Annotated in this window: 23 protein-coding genes and 1 pseudogene; 8 read left to right on the top strand and 16 right to left on the bottom strand. The window is 57.1% G+C overall.

The window, feature by feature from the left end; translation table 11 throughout:
• Positions 1-72: 72 nt before the first annotated feature.
• The 7 genes from AMS69_RS10155 to AMS69_RS19690 are packed head-to-tail and all read right to left on the bottom strand — an operon-like array spanning position 73 to position 3092.
• On the bottom strand, positions 73-357 hold the full coding sequence (locus AMS69_RS10155; RefSeq protein WP_053967973.1) for a hypothetical protein: 285 nt from the start codon (positions 355-357) through the stop codon (positions 73-75).
• Positions 357-815: a hypothetical protein gene (locus tag AMS69_RS10150; RefSeq protein WP_053967972.1), complete on the bottom strand. Its 459-nt coding sequence runs from the start codon at positions 813-815 to the stop codon at positions 357-359. Before AMS69_RS10150 ends, AMS69_RS10155 begins: the two co-directional genes overlap by 1 nt.
• 2 nt (positions 816-817) lie before the next feature.
• The gene (locus AMS69_RS10145; protein ID WP_053967971.1) at positions 818-1261 is read right to left on the bottom strand and encodes a hypothetical protein; all 444 of its coding nucleotides are present in this window, start codon (positions 1259-1261) and stop codon (positions 818-820) included.
• A 36-nt stretch (positions 1262-1297) separates the two neighbouring features.
• On the bottom strand, positions 1298-1783 hold the full coding sequence (locus AMS69_RS10140; protein WP_053967970.1) for a hypothetical protein: 486 nt from the start codon (positions 1781-1783) through the stop codon (positions 1298-1300).
• 6 nt (positions 1784-1789) lie between these two features.
• Positions 1790-2377: a hypothetical protein gene (locus tag AMS69_RS10135; RefSeq protein WP_080508823.1), complete on the bottom strand. Its 588-nt coding sequence runs from the start codon at positions 2375-2377 to the stop codon at positions 1790-1792.
• On the bottom strand, positions 2374-2916 hold the full coding sequence (locus AMS69_RS20865; protein ID WP_053967969.1) for a hypothetical protein: 543 nt from the start codon (positions 2914-2916) through the stop codon (positions 2374-2376). Before AMS69_RS20865 ends, AMS69_RS10135 begins: the two co-directional genes overlap by 4 nt.
• A complete protein-coding gene (locus AMS69_RS19690; RefSeq protein WP_077067783.1) occupies positions 2913-3092 on the bottom strand; it encodes a hypothetical protein in 180 nt (59 codons plus the stop codon). Before AMS69_RS19690 ends, AMS69_RS20865 begins: the two co-directional genes overlap by 4 nt.
• Positions 3093-3248: 156 nt before the next feature.
• Here AMS69_RS19690 and AMS69_RS10125 point away from each other — a divergent pair, with 156 nt between their 5' ends.
• Positions 3249-3506, top strand: a complete 258-nt coding sequence (locus tag AMS69_RS10125; protein ID WP_053967968.1) for a hypothetical protein — start codon at positions 3249-3251, stop codon at positions 3504-3506.
• 135 nt (positions 3507-3641) lie between these two features.
• Here AMS69_RS10125 and AMS69_RS10120 read toward each other — a convergent pair whose 3' ends face one another.
• The 5 genes from AMS69_RS10120 to AMS69_RS21275 form a co-directional block, all read right to left on the bottom strand.
• The gene (locus tag AMS69_RS10120) at positions 3642-4538 is read right to left on the bottom strand and encodes a hypothetical protein (RefSeq protein WP_053967967.1); all 897 of its coding nucleotides are present in this window, start codon (positions 4536-4538) and stop codon (positions 3642-3644) included.
• A 130-nt stretch (positions 4539-4668) separates the two neighbouring features.
• Positions 4669-5265 (bottom strand): site-specific integrase, encoded by a 597-nt coding sequence (locus tag AMS69_RS10115; protein WP_053967966.1) that lies wholly within the window; start codon positions 5263-5265, stop codon positions 4669-4671.
• Between the two features lie 341 nt (positions 5266-5606).
• A complete protein-coding gene (locus AMS69_RS21090) occupies positions 5607-5741 on the bottom strand; it encodes a hypothetical protein (RefSeq protein ID WP_274378006.1) in 135 nt (44 codons plus the stop codon).
• 370 nt (positions 5742-6111) lie between these two features.
• Entirely contained in the window at positions 6112-7227 is a 1116-nt protein-coding gene (locus tag AMS69_RS10110) for a hypothetical protein (RefSeq protein ID WP_077067782.1), read from the bottom strand.
• On the bottom strand, positions 7224-7505 hold the full coding sequence (locus tag AMS69_RS21275; protein WP_077067797.1) for a winged helix DNA-binding protein: 282 nt from the start codon (positions 7503-7505) through the stop codon (positions 7224-7226). Before AMS69_RS21275 ends, AMS69_RS10110 begins: the two co-directional genes overlap by 4 nt.
• Positions 7506-7639: 134 nt before the next feature.
• Between AMS69_RS21275 and AMS69_RS19680 the strand changes: the two genes are divergently transcribed.
• Positions 7640-8851 carry a DNA cytosine methyltransferase gene (locus tag AMS69_RS19680; protein WP_077067781.1) on the top strand — a complete coding sequence of 404 codons (1212 nt, stop codon included), beginning with the start codon at positions 7640-7642 and terminating at the stop codon, positions 8849-8851.
• Positions 8852-9146: 295 nt separating this feature from the next.
• On the opposite strand, the pseudogene AMS69_RS20155 reads toward AMS69_RS19680, so the two are convergent.
• A pseudogene (locus tag AMS69_RS20155) lies at positions 9147-9292 on the bottom strand (ISH3 family transposase); the annotation flags it as partial.
• A gap of 149 nt (positions 9293-9441) precedes the next feature.
• Between AMS69_RS20155 and AMS69_RS10105 the strand changes: the two are divergent.
• From AMS69_RS10105 to AMS69_RS10080, 6 genes are all read left to right on the top strand, one after another.
• Entirely contained in the window at positions 9442-10437 is a 996-nt protein-coding gene (locus AMS69_RS10105; RefSeq protein WP_053967965.1) for a Cdc6/Cdc18 family protein, read from the top strand.
• A gap of 185 nt (positions 10438-10622) precedes the next feature.
• Positions 10623-10898, top strand: a complete 276-nt coding sequence (locus AMS69_RS10100) for a hypothetical protein (RefSeq protein ID WP_053967964.1) — start codon at positions 10623-10625, stop codon at positions 10896-10898.
• A 2-nt stretch (positions 10899-10900) separates the two neighbouring features.
• Positions 10901-11695: a DNA adenine methylase gene (locus AMS69_RS10095; RefSeq protein ID WP_053967963.1), complete on the top strand. Its 795-nt coding sequence runs from the start codon at positions 10901-10903 to the stop codon at positions 11693-11695.
• The gene (locus AMS69_RS10090) at positions 11692-12378 is read left to right on the top strand and encodes a hypothetical protein (RefSeq protein WP_053967962.1); all 687 of its coding nucleotides are present in this window, start codon (positions 11692-11694) and stop codon (positions 12376-12378) included. Before AMS69_RS10095 ends, AMS69_RS10090 begins: the two co-directional genes overlap by 4 nt.
• Complete coding sequence (locus AMS69_RS10085; protein ID WP_053967961.1) at positions 12378-12623, top strand: hypothetical protein; 246 nt, start codon at positions 12378-12380, stop codon at positions 12621-12623. Before AMS69_RS10090 ends, AMS69_RS10085 begins: the two co-directional genes overlap by 1 nt.
• Positions 12624-12626: 3 nt before the next feature.
• Positions 12627-14738, top strand: coding sequence for a type B DNA-directed DNA polymerase (locus tag AMS69_RS10080; protein ID WP_053967960.1), 2112 nt, complete (start codon positions 12627-12629; stop codon positions 14736-14738).
• 83 nt (positions 14739-14821) lie between these two features.
• On the opposite strand, the gene AMS69_RS10075 is transcribed toward AMS69_RS10080, so the two are convergent.
• The 3 genes from AMS69_RS10075 to AMS69_RS10065 form a co-directional block, all read right to left on the bottom strand.
• Positions 14822-15214, bottom strand: a complete 393-nt coding sequence (locus AMS69_RS10075) for a type II toxin-antitoxin system VapC family toxin (protein WP_053967959.1) — start codon at positions 15212-15214, stop codon at positions 14822-14824.
• Positions 15211-15450 (bottom strand): antitoxin VapB family protein, encoded by a 240-nt coding sequence (locus AMS69_RS10070; RefSeq protein WP_053967958.1) that lies wholly within the window; start codon positions 15448-15450, stop codon positions 15211-15213. Before AMS69_RS10070 ends, AMS69_RS10075 begins: the two co-directional genes overlap by 4 nt.
• A gap of 298 nt (positions 15451-15748) precedes the next feature.
• Complete coding sequence (locus AMS69_RS10065) at positions 15749-16009, bottom strand: phage repressor protein (RefSeq protein ID WP_053968347.1); 261 nt, start codon at positions 16007-16009, stop codon at positions 15749-15751.
• Between the last annotated feature and the right edge of the window lie 61 nt (positions 16010-16070).

The raw sequence follows: 16070 nt of genomic DNA, 5'->3' as shown, positions 1-16070 counted from the left end.
CGGCCCACCTCCACGCTGTCCACCGTTCCTGTTCGATACGTCCGTTTACTGCGTTCGTTCCGAATCATGAGTTTAGCCGTCCGTTCGTTTGTCAATCTGTTCGCGAGCTTTCAGCAGCAGTTTGAGTAACAACAGCGCCGCCAGCCCGGCGACGAACTTTGATGCCGTCGCTTGCGTGATCGGCAAGACTGGTGCGGAGCTGACCAGCAACGTCGCTCCGTAGAACAACTGCCCGAGGTTTGCCCAGCCCCACTGCAGCAACACCGCAATCACGTCGAGCTGGAACGCACCGAACAGTGTCGTCGCCGTTGCCGTTGCCGCACTTGCTGGGTGGGTGAGGAACTCTTTGAGTGACATTAGTTGATGAAGGCACCTCCGCCGGGGATGAAGTCCAGCGCAATCTCGATGGCCGTCCGCAGGTACGTCGAGTAAGCGACCACAACGAGAGCAAAGACAATTGCCGCGCCAAGCATTCCCGCCGGTCCCGTCCAGCTGAAAAAGTCGATTAGCAACTGGACACCAGAACCGATGACGCTGAGTACTGGCTCACCAATTGCGGACCCAGCGTCAATGAGTGTCGTCGCGATGACGGCTGGGACATCCACGAGCCCGAGGTCCCCGAGTGTTGACGACCGTGAATGGCCGAAAAACACGTAGTTGATGGCCCAGAGAACGTTCTCCACCACTTCCTCAACGCCGTTCAGCAACGGCGTCAAGATAAGACCGAGGATGAACCCGGTCGGAGAGGCTGCGAATGCTTTCAGCGACGGCGGGAGGACAGGGCCGCCACCGCCGCCGTTGGGTGACTGTGACACTGTCACTCGCCCCCCGAGAGCCGTTGGGCCCCCTCTCGAAGGCCACGCACGACGACGAACAGCGTCAACAGAGTGAACCCCAGCGCAACGAGGTAACCCCAGATGCCGAACTGGTCGACGCTGCTGGCCCAGACATCCTGTTGATACCACTGCAGAATCGGGACGAACAGCTCACCCAGCACGCCCGATCCCGTCGGGGTCTCGCCGGTCGACACTTCGCCGACGAACGACGTTGCACCCTCAATGAGCCGCTCCGGGATGCCGATCAGCTCGTCGATGTACTTCCGAAGGCCGATATACACCGTCGCGACCGTCGACAGCAGAATCGACGCGCCGACGCGGGTCCAGTTGACCGGGTTCGCCGAATCGACGATTCTGTAATCGTCGAACTTCGAGTTGGAGTCGGCATTATTAATCAAACTCGTCAGCCCCGAGTCATCAGCCATCGACAGTGACCTCCGAGTTGTGGGGCTGGCGAGCCGTCATTCGTCTATCGTGTCCTCCTCTTCGACGCCGAAGATGTCCGTTGGCACGTCGATGGGCAGGCCCGGCAGCACGTCGCCAGTCTCGTCCTCGCGGAGATAGCGCACGACCAGATACAGCGCAAGCATGACGATGCCAACGGTGATCGGGAACGCGAGAGTCCCTGCCAGCGTCTCACCGAGAGCCGATCTGAGCGCTGTCTCCGAGATATCTGCCCCCGCAGTCAGCAGATTTCCGGGAGCCTCGAAGAGCCCAGTCAGCAATGACCCAATCGCATCGCCCGCGTTGTCGAACGGCTGGGCAAAGAAGTTCGCCACCGCGTTCACCACGTCGATGACTGCAACGACTGGTGACACTATCAGGCCGATAATCGACGCAGACAGCACCTTCCCAGCGTCTCCGCCATCCTGCAGGAAGTTTGTCACACCACTCAAGGACTCCTGCCCGCTGCCGTCGCCGAGGTCCAAGCTCGGGTCAGATGACATCCCGTCTCACCCCGCAATCCTGCGCTTGATCGGATCGAACAGCCCCAGCAGGAACGCCGCTGCGGCCAGCAAGGCGGCTATCAGGATGTTCATCGGCGTCAGCAGCCCGTCGCCGCCACCGCCGAAGATGCCACCGCCGCCCGACGACTGCTGGACGATCTTCCCTATCTCGATGGACTCCGCCGATTCGGAGTCACTGTCAGTGTCATCCTCCTCAACGACGATGCGGTAGCTGTCGTACTCCGACGAGTCAACGGCGAAAGTTTGTTCTGAGGTCTGGTTCGCGGCTGCCGATACCTGCCCAGAGTCAACCTTCGTTGTGATGCCGTCCGAGACACCATACACCGTGTAGTCGATGCTCTGGCCGCTCGTGTTCGTCACTTCGAGGTAGACCTGCTGGGTCTGGTTGTCGACAGCGACGGTCTTGTCCGCCAGCGTGCTCGATGTCGAGGTTTCGGTCGGCGTGGCGGTCTCGGTCGTCGCTGCGGCCGCCCCGCCGACGCCAGCGATGGCAATGCTGGCACAGATGAGGCCAGCCAGCAGCAGTGCGAGTGGTCGAGAACGATTCGAGTCAGTCGAGAATGGTCCTATCATAGGTCTGAATCCCCGCTTGCGGGCTGGGGAACGCCCTGGTTGTCTGCCTGTTCGGTGCCGCCGTCGGTCGCCGCGAGTCGGGCAGCAGGTGTCTCGGTGTCAATCTGTGACGGGAGTTGCATCCGACGCCGGTCAGCATCGACTGCAGCGCACTCCCCAGAACAGTAGTGAAAGGTCTCTTTTCGGCGCTGGAGCACAGCGGAGATTGGCCCGAGGCGGCCACGCCGCGGATCCGAGGTGCAGAACGCTTCGATGGATTCGTCATGGCCGTCGCGACTCGAGTGAGCGACGATGCGCTCACCGCAGTGGTCGCACATGGCGTCCATCTCCGGCGTCGCGTCGCCGTAGGCGATGATGCCCCCGATGAGAACTGCGGCCGTGCCGACGAGTAGCCCCTCAGCGACGTCGCCACCGACGGTGGCCCACGTCATGAGCGTCCAGCCGGCGTGGGCGACGCCGGAAACAGAGAGGCCGACACCGAGCCAGCCGACCACGGAGAGGTCCGACCGGTGAGCGTTGTCGACTTCGAGGGTGCTCACGCGCCACCTCCGACCAGTTCCCTAGCGGGGAGATCGCGGCTCGCACCGGCGGCTTCATGTCGGGCTCGCTCGCGGCGGCGTTCGTCGAAGGTATGCCAGTCGATTCGATATGGTCGATGCGCGGTCTTGGCCGCGCTGTCCGGCGGATTCGGACCGCCAGCCTTGTTGTTCGTCATGGGTAGGGGTACTCCCCCGCGGCTGGGCCGCGGGTTGGCCGGCGATGTAGCTATCAGGCCATATACCCGCCGTTGAGTCACAAACTGTGGTGACAGAATGTACACGGAACCGCCAGAGAAGCTACGTTTAATAGCTACGAACTTACCATTCCGCTCATGCAGAAATTACAGAACCGAAGCGGGTCCGGTCTGGTGACGCTGCCGAAGGGGTTCCTCGAACGCGACGGGTTGCTCGATGAGTCCGGCGAGCCCGACGAGGCCCACCTTACTGTCGACCGGCTCGACGAGCGAGCCTACGTCGTTCGGGTGTGTGACGGCGACGTTCCCGAACTGTCCGAGTGCGAGGCGATACAGCGGCTCGCTGCCGAGCGGATTCTCGACGAGGACGTGCTCGGGAAGCGGCAGGGTGAGTGAGGGCTCTTTGAAAGTCTCACGCGACGATAGGTTTCACTCTTTGTGGTGAATACAGGGCGCATGTCGGCCATCAGCTATCCTAGTCAGAGAGTATCTACTCCTTGTGATTTTGAGAGAGCCTGTTGGTGATGTCGTTTACCAGCCATGCTCTTCCAAGTGAGTAACAAGCTCGTCGTATCTGTTGTACCTTCTGAACGACGATTCCCATTCCCCATCGGTTACCGCATCAGGCAGTGAAACGGTACCCACATTATCAACTCTTCTCCCCCATTCCGCCGCGCCGAATTCAATCTCTATCTTGTACGTCTCGTTGGGTGGCATTTGTTTGCCAAAGAATGTTCCTTGATTATCGCCGGCTTTCCTTCGCTCCTTATTTTGATGAATTGGATGCTGGATATAGTACGGTATTCCATCGATCAACACGCCGTCACCAGAGTACCCCGGTTCTAAAACATCGAAAATTCGTGTGACCATGTATTCGTGGCCTTCAACCTCATCTTGTCCGAGGAATTGTTGAAAATCCAGGTGACGTGGTGTAATTCGCATAAGAGTAAGTGTCCGAGACATTCCAGGGTGAATGCTAATCGACTGCTCGTTCGCTTCGTCTCCCCAACGTGCAAAAAAGGGTTCTACCAACTCTGTCAGGACCCTTGTCGTTGCAGATTCTGCCGTGCTCAGCCCTTTGTTCTTGACTTCCACATTCACGTTTATAATAGGATACACTGTCTCAATTGGTTCATTTAGAAGGACAGGCTGCTGTGTATTCAAGTGCTCAGTGAGTGTGGGGCCGTCTACGTAGCCACGCACTACCGACTTTTCGTATGTGATAGGTCCCGACACTGTGAGCACCGGCTGATTGACTACTTCGTCATAGAACGAGTAGAGAGCAAGAGGACCTGCACCGATAGCCGCCGCGCCAAGTTCCCTGTTTCCACTGTCCCAAAAAAACCCAACGAGAGCGAGCCATCCGATGATTAAGAAAACGAATGTCGCGAGTCGGATCCGCCCGGAATCAATACTTTGGAAACACATTTAATAAAAAATGTGTGCCTCGCTGTATAGGTTTTAATTCTACTCTGACTACTGGTTTGATTCTTACTGAGGTGCGATATGCATATCCAGAATTCTTTCAACAGATACGGCTGTGTTACCACATCAGGGTTCACAGACCGATGTTCTCGAAAGCATCGTCGATCACGTCCTCGCTCGGGGCGTTCAGGTACGGCTCGATAGCGGCGAAAGAGTCCCAGCCGCCGACGGCCATCACCACGCGGGGGTTCATCTGCTCGTCGACCAGGAGGCGCTGGGCGAACCGGCGGCGGAGATCGTGCGTGCTCACCTTCTCGAAGTCGGCGTCGCCAGTAGCGTCGGCAGCTCGGGCAGCGGTGCGGCGGACGACCGCACGGACGCCGGGCTGTTTCAAATCGATAAAGGGGTCATTCGGGGCGATGCTGTGCTCGTTCTGGTAGCGCTGGAGGTCGCGCTCGACGCTGTCGGGGAGATAGGCGTCGCGGGGCTTCCCGCCGTTGCCCGATGTGTCCTTCCCGGCGCGAACGCGGAGGCGGTACTGTCCGCTGTCGGTCGCTTTCACGTCGACGGGGCGGACCTGTGGTATTTCGAAGGCGCGCAGGCCGACGAACGCGCCCAGCTGGATGATAAGGTCGTCGCGCTGGCTGTTCGTCGCTCGCCGGAGGTCCTCGATCTCGCTGTCGGTGAGCCAGACCTTGTGTTCGTTCCCGTCGGTGGCTTCGATTCGCATTACGATTACTTTAGTTTCCGTTAGGATAGTGGTTGCGGACGGCGTGATCTGCGCGGGGACACCCCGTGTTCGGAGTGAAAATTCTAGTGTCTGTTACGACTTGTACAAGAAGTCGCAACTCCGGTAGATTCATTGATTTGTAGAGTTTATCTCAATATGCCCCCATAGTACGCTTGGGGGAATAACAGTGACCATGCAACCTACTATCGAGAGGTAGAATATGCTTAGGTCACTGGTGCACCTACCACAGCCGACCTGACCGTCGGTGACAAAGGTGTGCCTGCTCATACTTACCTTAATAATACGCATGAGTAGAAGCCGACGGAGAGCCGTCGGTGATTCTAACCCCGGTTGAGGAACATCCCGAGCGCCAGGAGGATTAGTCCAGGCCCCAGCGGATGGCTCCCTAAGGTTAGGACTGTGCCGGCCCCCATCACGACGATGGGGTCGACGATGTCACTGGTGCGCCTACTCATACTTACCAGCGGCAACTATTCCTGTTGAGTACTCACTGCCGCCATCCATCATTGTCGATGGGTGATAAAATAAGTTCGCAAACTGGGGTTGGACTGGGGCTGTTGGGGATTATACGCCATATCTGACCTATAGCCCCCGCTGAACCTATAACATAGTTCAGATGTGATCTGTGTAATAAGTCGTTACCAGCGTAGCTGGTGTGCTTCAATACCATCTGAAAGAACAAGCTATTCAAAAAGTGTCTGAATTTACGATTACGATTTCCACATGAATCAAGTGATACACGAATCTCAGCGAAAGGAACGGGTTACGTTTTCAGCACGCTATTCGGTTGGTTAGCCGTACCAGCTTAGCTAGTGCAGGCGGTATTCAGTCTTCAATGAGATGATCCAGAGCTATGTTATTGCTATCCACGTCATCCAAGAATTGTAGAAGACGTTCGACAGCACTCGGGTCCTCCTCGATGTTTGCTAAGTAGTGAAGAGCTCCTTGTACTGCTCGATCCTGCTTATGATAATCCCATTGACGTAGTTCATCCAAGAGATTTTGATTGGTTAGTACTTCTACCCCCTCGCTTTTTAAAATTTCACGGGCGTTTTCCGACACCGATTTGCAGACTGCCAGTGGAATAGCTGTACTGTCATTGGATAATTGAATTGTGGTTCCAAGCTCACTTCGGACATTTTGTTCGTCAATGTACAAGTCCTTCACTTCAGCAGAAACCATCAAATCGGGTCCGAGGAACCCATCGATATCCCCGTACCGATTTTGTCGCGATGAACCAGTCCGGACCTTACTAGCCCGGAAAGAGAGATGTCCATATTCGGCTTTCATATATCCATAAATCATCGCTTGGAAAGCTAATCCCCCATTCTCATTCTCGTATGACCGTTGATAGTTTTCAACTATCTCCGAGAATGGCCGAGGAAATGGAGGGTCCCTTGCCTCCATCCGCTTTTCATTGAGCCGCTCAAGACCGAGTTCAAACAGTTGACCAACTGCCTCAAACCGACCAGGTCTTGACAGTCTAAAGGCTCGCTCTAGTAAATCATCGTAGTCATCCCAGTTACCGGTATGATGTCCAGGAGAGCTGGGAAAGTTCGTTCGTCTAAGTTCGTATCGGAAAAGATCTCGAAGGTCGTTCTGGATAGAACGGATACTATACCAGTCATCATCAAACCGAATAGTAAGAGTATTCGTGTCTTTTGTCTGGTAATGATCCAAAATCTCGTCTCGTGTGAGATCGGGATCGAATCCAGACACCCAACTATCGACCTGTGAGAGGTCTTCCGCTACAAGGATGAAGTCCAAAGCCACCCCTAATTCACCGACGTTGCTGAGGAGGTCGTCGCCAACGGTGTTGACAATATACTCGATCTCTTCTTTTTCCTCGTTGGGGATTGCTGAGGTGTCGTGATCGTACTCTGATCGGAAATGTTCATAAATCAGTTCTTCTACGTCTTCTTGAAAGTCGAAGTTGCTCATTTGTCAAAGGAAATGTGTTCAGCGACGCGGCGTCCAAGATCTGTCAAACTATATAACTTTGCACGGGTACCCCCACCATGTTCACGGACAAGATTCCGTTCACGTAGTTCCGAAAGAGCTCGGCTTACGTGTGAGCGGGCAGCGTCTCCTTCATCAGCAAGGTCACTGGGCTGTTTCGCGTCTTCAAGAAGTCCTGAAATCACCAGTTTTCGATAATCTGAGCCTGCAATGAACGCTGCAAGATCGAGTTCATTCTTATCATCACCGTTCGCAGTCAACGTGATATCACCGTTCCCTAGGCGGTTTTGATGTTGAGTAATAAGGCAGAATCTACCAAGCAATTACCAACCGATTACCAATGAGCCATCCGTCCGAACGCTTAAATACAGTCTATGATGAAGTGTGATACTGAATGACCTCCCGCAACTTGGAGTATGTCGATTTGTTTGCAGGTGCCGGCGGATTGTCCGTTGGATTGGAAAAAGCGGGTTTTGACCTTGTCCATGCGGTTGAGGTCAATGAAGATGCTCGAGAGACTTTTGCGCTCAATCGGGAAGGGTGGGAACCTGAAGACGTAACCGGTGATATAAGAGATATAAATAAAGCGAATATTTCCAATATCGTTGACAGAGAGAGCGTAGATTTAGTTGCTGGAGGGCCACCATGTCAAGGATTCTCTGAAGTGGTGAGTCCAGACGGCTCTGACGATCGAAACCACTTATTTACACATTTTATAAATTGGGTAGATGAACTCGACCCGGAAGCGGCGCTGTTCGAGAATGTTCGTGGCATTCAAAACACGGCTGATGGAAAGTTCCTTGATGCAGTCCGTGAGTCATTTGATCAAATGGGTTATGATGTGACCCACCGAATCGTGACCGCTTCCGAATTTGGTGTACCGCAGCACCGCCGACGACTCATCGTCCTTGCATCGAAAAAAGACCGTCATGAGAATCCATTTGATGGATTTGAGGTCAATCCTATCCGTGAACCCGGCGTTATGGATGGCATCGGAGATTTACCAGAACTCGGACCGGGCGAACAGAAGATGTCCTACGCGTGCGAACCGCAAACAGTGATTCAAAGAGATTTGCGTGGAGATTCAGGGAAAGTGGGCTCACATATTGCAGCTCAGCACACCGAGGACATGGTGGAAATGATATCACATATACCTGATGGAGGGAATAGAGATGCTATCCCTGATGAGATGCAACCTTCCTCTGGTTACCATAATTCGTACTCGCGACTAAAATCGGATGAACCGGCTGTTGCTATTACCTCAAATATGTCGAAGCCGTCGAGCGCTCGCTGTATCCATCCTTTCCAACACCGTGGGCTAACTCCACGCGAAGGAGCCCGACTACAGACATTCCCCGACGAATATGTGTTTGAGGGGGGTCTTCAAGCCAAGCGACAGCAGATAGGGAACGCTGTCCCCCCATATCTCGGAGAGACGTTGGGTTATTATCTTAAACAGGCAGTGTACAACGAAGGGCTAACCGAAGAAAATAAAGAACGAATTTATCGAATTCGGGCAAGTGCTCTGACATTAGAGGAGTTTAATCAAAAGTCTTCTGAGATTGGGGGCTTCGCTCAGCAAGCAACTTTAGATTTTGCTGATTAATTCCTTGAATGTATCCAGACCGAGACTGGAAGACGGATTAATAGTGAGTCACTTTTGTTACTGGATCAACCGTAGTCATTCCGCGAAACGGGACTAAGTTCAAATAATCAGTCTCAGTCGATCACATTGGCAAAGTCCCGACAGCGTTCAGTAGCCGCTAAATCTGCGTAACCGATACTGGAGCGGGCATCTGAGCAATAGAGCCAGTGTGTTTTTGCCGATGGGGTCGCTGTCGGCGGCGACGCCGCCGACACGACGGTGTTGCCACTCACCACTGCACCCTAATAGGGTGCAGCTATCGGAAGAACCGGTCGTCAAGTGGTTGATTCGCTGGAACAGACCTACGACACCAAGTGCTGTCCAAGCTGCGCGGAGCGTCATTTCGCAGAACTCCGTGAACGACCACTGCAAGAGGCGGCGCCCCCCAGGCGGGGCGCCGACAGGCTGCACATCCTCTCCAAGCAAACGCTTGCTCTAATCCGATGTGATCGACTGAAACTTCGGTAAATCATGGTCAAATCTGCATAGCTTCACTTTCACTCCGGATGGCTCGCCCTTTTAATCGAATCCCGGTATCCATCTACCAACCCATGATCACGGACGCCAGAGCGCTCCGACCCGAGTACGTCCCCAGAGATCTCCACCATCGCGATGGGCAGATCAACCACCTCTCGTCGATTCTCGCTCCGTCAGCATTGGACCGAACTGAGGATATCTGTCTGTTCGGGCCCAGCGGCGTCGGCAAGACCACCATCGCGAAGTTCGTTCTCGGGCAGCTCGAACGCGAGATGTTGGACCTACGGTGGGGCTACGTCAACTGCATGCGCGACAACAGCGCGAGCGCAGTCTTGCACGAGTTCGCCCGCGAAGTCGGGATCGGTGCGGACCTTCGGCGAGAGGGAACGTCGCGCTCAGTCGTAATCGACCGACTTCGCGACCGCGACGAACAGTTCATCGCTGTCCTCGACGAGGTCGCCGTGCTTGACGAGGAAACCCTGCTTGCCCTCTACGAGGTCCCGAACGTCTCGCTCATCTGCATCACGATCAAGGAGGACCAGTGGATGACATCGCTGGGGCAGGCCGCTACGTCGCGGATGCACAGCGCCGCGACCGTCCGACTGGACAAATATACTCACGCCGAACTCGTTGACATCCTCGATGCTCGTGTCGCACATGGGCTGGTCCCGTCGCGCGTAGCTGATGATGCCGTGGAGTACATCGCCGATCTGGCGGCTGGCGACGCTCGCGATGGAATCGCATTGCTCCGGCGGGCCGCAGTTCACGTTGAGGACAACGAAATGCGCGAGCTGACGACAGAGGTCGTCGACGCAATCGTTGAGGACGCACAGCGTGAGGTCAAACAGCGGAAGATTCGCACGCTTGGGACGCACCAGCGACTGCTGTTCCGAATTATCGACGAGGCTGGCGAGATCGACGCCGGAACGTTGCACGCTCGCTACGAAGAGCGGAGCAATTCGCCCAAGGCAGGACCGACGCGACGAGGCTATCTACGGAGTCTGAAACAATACGAACTCATTGAAGACAAGGGGAACGGTCGCGGGAAGTCCTATCGGTCGCTGGTCTGACTTCCGATGATTTTCGAATCGCCAGACGGCGGCGTTTCCGATGACTTCCGTTCAACTTCCGATGATTTGCTGTTTTTGAACGTTTTAGGTTGGTTTCCATTATTTCTATCTCCTAAATTTTGCTGAAAACTATTTCCGTTGACGCCCGCCCCAGCTCTTTTACATACCACATCGTCGCCACGAGTATGTCGCGTACTCAGACGCCAGATCGGATTGAGAGCGAGACAATCGACGGTATAGACACGAAAGTCTATATTTTCCACACCGACCCCGAGTACAGCAGCCGCATCGAAGTCGAGCGCGAGGAGTCGTGGGAGTTCGGCGTCGACAGCGAGGCCGTTGCGACACTTCTCTCGACCAGCGTGGTGGCCGACGACCTGCTCGCCGAACCTAACCTGCCCGAGTGGCTGATCGAGTCGCTGCTGGGGCTGGGCATTGAGGAGATCGAGGGGGTGGCCTGACCGTGCCGGACGCGGTCTTTCCGTTCCCTGGTGGGAAGAGCCGCCTTTCGTCGTGGATTCTCGACTACGTACCGGAGCATCGCTGTTTCGTTGAAGCGTTCGGCGGCGCGGCTGGCGTGCTCGCGAACAAGGACCCGGAAACGAGCAAGGTCGAAGTGTACAACGACCTCGATGAAGACCTCGTGCACTTCTTTCAGGTGCTGCGCGAGCAACCCGGCGACTTAGTTGAATGGCTCTCGTCCGTGCCGTACTCGCGTGGTGTCCATTCCGAGTGGGCGAAAAAGTACTATCGTGGCTACCGTCCCAAGGATAGCGTGAAGCGAGCCGGACAGTTCTTTTACCTCCGGTATTCGCAGTGGGGCGGCGGATATGATTCATTCAACGGCTTCGCCACAAGCAAGGTGTCCAGTCGGGCACTGAGTTTCTCGAACAAGATCGACCGGCTACGGGAGTTCGCCGAGCGGTTCGACGAGGTCGTCATCGAGAACCTCCATTGGCAAGAGCTTGTCGAGAAGTATGACGATGAGGAGACGGTGTTTTACTTCGATCCGCCATACGTCGGAACTGAGGATTACTATCCGACCAGCGAGATTGAGCACGAGGAACTCGTCGACACACTCACCCAGCTGTCCGGATTTGGATTGTGCTCGTACCAGGACCTACCGGAGCAGGTCGATAGGTTGTGGGTGGTCTCTCGTGACAGCAAGAACTACATCAACAGTGGCACAAGTGGGTCCGCGAATCAGACTTCTGAGCGGCTGCTCTTGAATTTCGACCCTGCAGAGGTGGTGTCATGAAGCGCCGTCGCCGGGGGGCCACGGATGAGAGCCTACCCGACCTGGAACCGGGGCTAACGCTGTTGGAAACACCTGAACCCCGATCAGCCGCGCTCCACCAGCTGGCACTCGACACGGTTCAGGAAACCGACGGCATTGCGTACTGGGTGGACGCCCGGAACACCAGTTCCTCGTACACGCTCCACGAACTGGCCCCACATCGTCGTCTCCTGCGTCGAATTCGCCTTGCGAGGGGCTTTACTGCGTACCAACACTTCCAGATAGTCCGGCGCGTGATCAAGCAGGCCTCCGCGCGGACTGGCTGTATTATCCTGCCGAACTTGGCGTCGTTGTACCGTGACGACGACGTGCCGGCTCACGAGGCTGAGCCGATGCTCAACGCTGTCCTTGACGCGCTCGCCGAGGTGGCAGCGGGATACGAGATCTCGGTTCTCGTGACTGATGCGGCTGGAGATGGTCTCACCGAGATGGTGGCGGAGCGAGTCGAAACCTCTTACGAGTGTGAGCGGACGCCGATGGGCTACCGCTTCGTCGGGGAGGACTACGAGACGACCGTCTACTGGTCGGATGGGTACTGGCAAACGACCATCCCGTACTGGGTTGACCTGCTTGGGGTCGCGGAGGAGCAGGCCGACGCCGCGGGAATCGGTCCGATTACGCCGGCTACGATGGGAGGGGCCTGATGGGGCGAACCAATCCGACCTATCGGGACTTCCTCGGCCGGTTCGAGGACCGCTGCCAGCCGTTTCGGCGGGCGCTCCGCCGGGATTCCAAACCGGCCTTTGATGAGATATTTGAGCAGGCGAATCAGCACGCCGATGCCGCCGGCTATCTCAACAGCACCGACCCCGAGTTCGCTGTACTCCTGTCGGTGCTGGTCGCCCAGCAGCGGGAACTCCAGACGCTCCGCGAGGAGGTCCGGGATTGACCCATGCCGCTGCTTACCTGCGAGTTTCGAGAGGAGGGTGTTCGGGAGTGGCACGTCACCAGCGATGGCGTCGAGCGTCGGCGTAACACGGACTACGAGCCCGCGCTGATGGTCTCCGGCGAAGGTCTGGACGGGCTGCGGGACCGGCTTCAATCGGACCCGAAGGTCACCAGCACGCGATACGACGAGTGGTTCACTTCGCTGGGTTCAGACACGACGTCGACCGTCCTCCGTGTCGGTCTTGAGCGGGTGACAGAGGTTCGAACGCTGGCAGACGAAATCCGGCGGTTGTACGAAATCGAGGAGTTTCATCCCGGCGCGTTCCGGCTGTTCAACGTCGACCTCGCACCGCAGTTCCGGTACTGCGTCGAGACGGGGACTTCGCCGGTTCCGGAGCGGGACCTTCGCGTGCTGAACCTCGGCATTCCGGAGCCCACGCTCCGCGACAGAGACGTGACCGCACTGACCGTCGACGGGGAGCGACTCGGCGACAGCCCGGCTGGGGTTCTCAGGGCGCTCGACGAGCGGGTTCGGACCGTAGACCCCGACGTGTTGTGCTGTTCGACGGCCCGCATCATTCCCTTCTGTCACGAGCAGGCCAGCGAACAGGACATCGACGACTTCCGATTGGGTCGTGCGGATGGCTACGAGAAGCTTGCCGGAGCCAGTACATACGAGAGCTACGGGCAGATCGGTCACTCCCCAGCTCGCTTCCGCGTGCCGGGACGGGCCGTTGTCGACGAGTCGAACTCGTTTCTGTTGGACGAGTCGGGCATCCCGGGCCTGCTCGACCTCGTAGCACGGTCCTGGCGGCCACTTCAGGAGACCGCCTGGGGGTCGATTGGGACGATACTGACGGCGATTCAGGTCCGCAAAGCGCTCGAACGCGACGTGTTGATTCCGTGGAACAAGTGGGAGCCGGAGCAGTTCAAGACGGTCGCGACGCTTCACGAGGCCGACCGTGGCGGGTTCACCTTCGCACCGGACGTTGGGATACACGAGGACGTCGTCCAGATCGACTTCGGGTCGCTGTATCCGAACATCATGTGCGAGTACAACATCAGCCCGGAGACGGTCTGCTGTGACTGCCACGACACCGAGGATGTGCCCGGTATCGGGTACAGTATTTGTGACCGAGATGGGTTCATCCCGGATGTTCTCCGCCCGATTATCGACGACCGCGCCGACATCAAGGCAGAGATAGCGTCGACGAGCGATTCTGACCGGCGACAGACTCTCAAGGCGCGGTCGGATGCACTGAAGTGGATTCTGGTCAGTTGCTTCGGGTATCAGGGGTATCGGAACGCCAAATTCGGCCGCATCGAGTGTCACGAGGCCATCAACGCCTACGCCCGTGAGATTCTACTGGATGCGAAAGAGACACTCGAAGCGGGCGGCTGGCGGGTCGTTCACGGCATCGTCGACAGTCTCTGGGTGCAACCCGTCGCGGGGGAGAGCCAGACACCGATTCCGGAGCTGTGTGACCGTATTTCCGAGCGCGAATCCATCCCGCTGGAACTGGAGGACCGATACGACTGGATCTGTTTCGTCCCACTCAGTGATTCCGAGGCGGGGGCGCTCACGAAGTACTTCGGTCGCGTGGCCGGTGCGGACGAACTGGTCACGAAAGGGATCGAGGCGGTCCAGCGGAGTACGCCGCCGTTCGTCGAAGCACTCCAGCGCGACCTCATCTGGACACTCGACCGTGAGCAGTCGCCGGAGGCGATCTGTGAGCGGCTGTATCGCGACATCCAGACGCTCGAATCGGGGAACGTTGACCCGCGAAACCTGCTGATTCGAAAGCGCGTCTCCAAGACAGTCGAGGCCTATGACCAGCGAACACAAACGGTCGCCGCTCTCCAGCGAGCGCGGGACCAGGGACTCCCGCGGCATCCGGGCCAGGATGTCGAGTATCTCGTTGTCGACGACAGCCGCCGGTCGAAAGAGCGAGTTCAGTTAGCCCACGAGTCACTGGGCGAATACGATACGGAGTTCTATCGGACGCTGGCGCTTCGGGCCGGTGAGAGTGTGCTTCGTCCGCTGGGGTGGGACCGGTCCGACTATCGTCGGTATCTCCGCGGCACCACGACGCTCTCGCTGGAGGGATTTCTGTGAGGCGAACGAAGACACTACGCGGAGCGGCCGATGCCTCTCTCGCTGGAGTGCGTGATGATAGACAGGTCCTCCGAGAACGCGTCTCAGTAGCGTTCGATGTCGATATCGGGAATTGGCTCGAAGTCGGCCGGATTCCCGGTCACGACGGGCTCGCCGAAGTGGCGCGCGGTCGCGCCGATCAGCATATCGCCGGTCGAGACCTGTTCGCCCTCGCGTTTCAGACTGCCGTTGATGCGGCCGGCGAGCCGTGCGATCTCCGGCGTCGTCTCTTCGATGGGGCGCGTATCGAGAATCGACTGAATCTTCTCGACCTCCGCGTCGGGTGTCTCGGTGTAGCCGACGCCGACGTACAGCTCGTAGACGACCTGTGCCGGGATGCGCTCGACGACGGGCATCGCGTCGAGTTGCCCGGCCTGCGTGACGGCATCGGACTGGCCGTTCATCAGGTCGATCAGAAACGACGTGTCGAGGATCATGCGCCCTCGAAGCGGTCGACGAGGTCGTCGAGGTCCTCTTCGTCGGCGGCATCCACGTCGTCGACCGCCTCACGGAACGCGTCGGCCTCGTCGTCGGAGAGAATGCCGGCGAGGTCCAGCAGCGACGGCCCACCGATGAGCCGCTCGACGGCCTCCGAGAAGGTCTCGTCCTCGTGCTTCCGTGCGCGAATCGCCTCGTATACGTCCTCGTCGAGGCGGACGTGCTTCGTCCCCATGTGTGTAAACGTTCGTTCACACCACAGAAAACAGTATCGCCGGTGGGGTTATCCGCACAGCGCGGGCGATTCACCGTGGTTACTGCATGAAGTCCGGCAGGGCCTCGTGAGTGTCTCCGTCACGCTTCGAACTGGCCATTATAATCGTATTTGCTGTATCAGCGATATAAGCGTTCAGCCAGCGCAAAATGGATGGGGATTGACAGAGAGGGGTTCGGTCGCGGTGGGGTTTGGGGGTGACAATACCGACCGAACTCCCATGCGGCGGTCGAGTGGCCTGTTTGATAAAGTCTACTTATTAGCTTGGGTCCGGTTCGTCGCGAAGGTCGGCTTCCCCTTCGAGATATGCTTCGCCGCGCTCGGTGATGGCGTAATACTTCCCCTTCCCAGGAAGAATTCGAACGAGATCTGCCTCTTTGAGCTTTGGCAATCTCCGAGTGATAGTTTTATACGATATTTTGACTCCTCTATCCTCGAAATTGTTCACGATACCTTGGTAATTGTGACCGGCACCGGTGTCTTTCAAAAATTCCAGGATGGCATCATCGCTTCCTGTCATCCAATTCGCTCGGTGCCGGGACATAGGACTATCCCCGAAGAGCCATCTAAAACCCTCTTCG

This window comes from Haloarcula rubripromontorii, assembly GCF_001280425.1.
GTDB lineage: Archaea > Halobacteriota > Halobacteria > Halobacteriales > Haloarculaceae > Haloarcula > Haloarcula rubripromontorii.
This window is presented reverse-complemented; position numbering and strand designations above follow the sequence as displayed.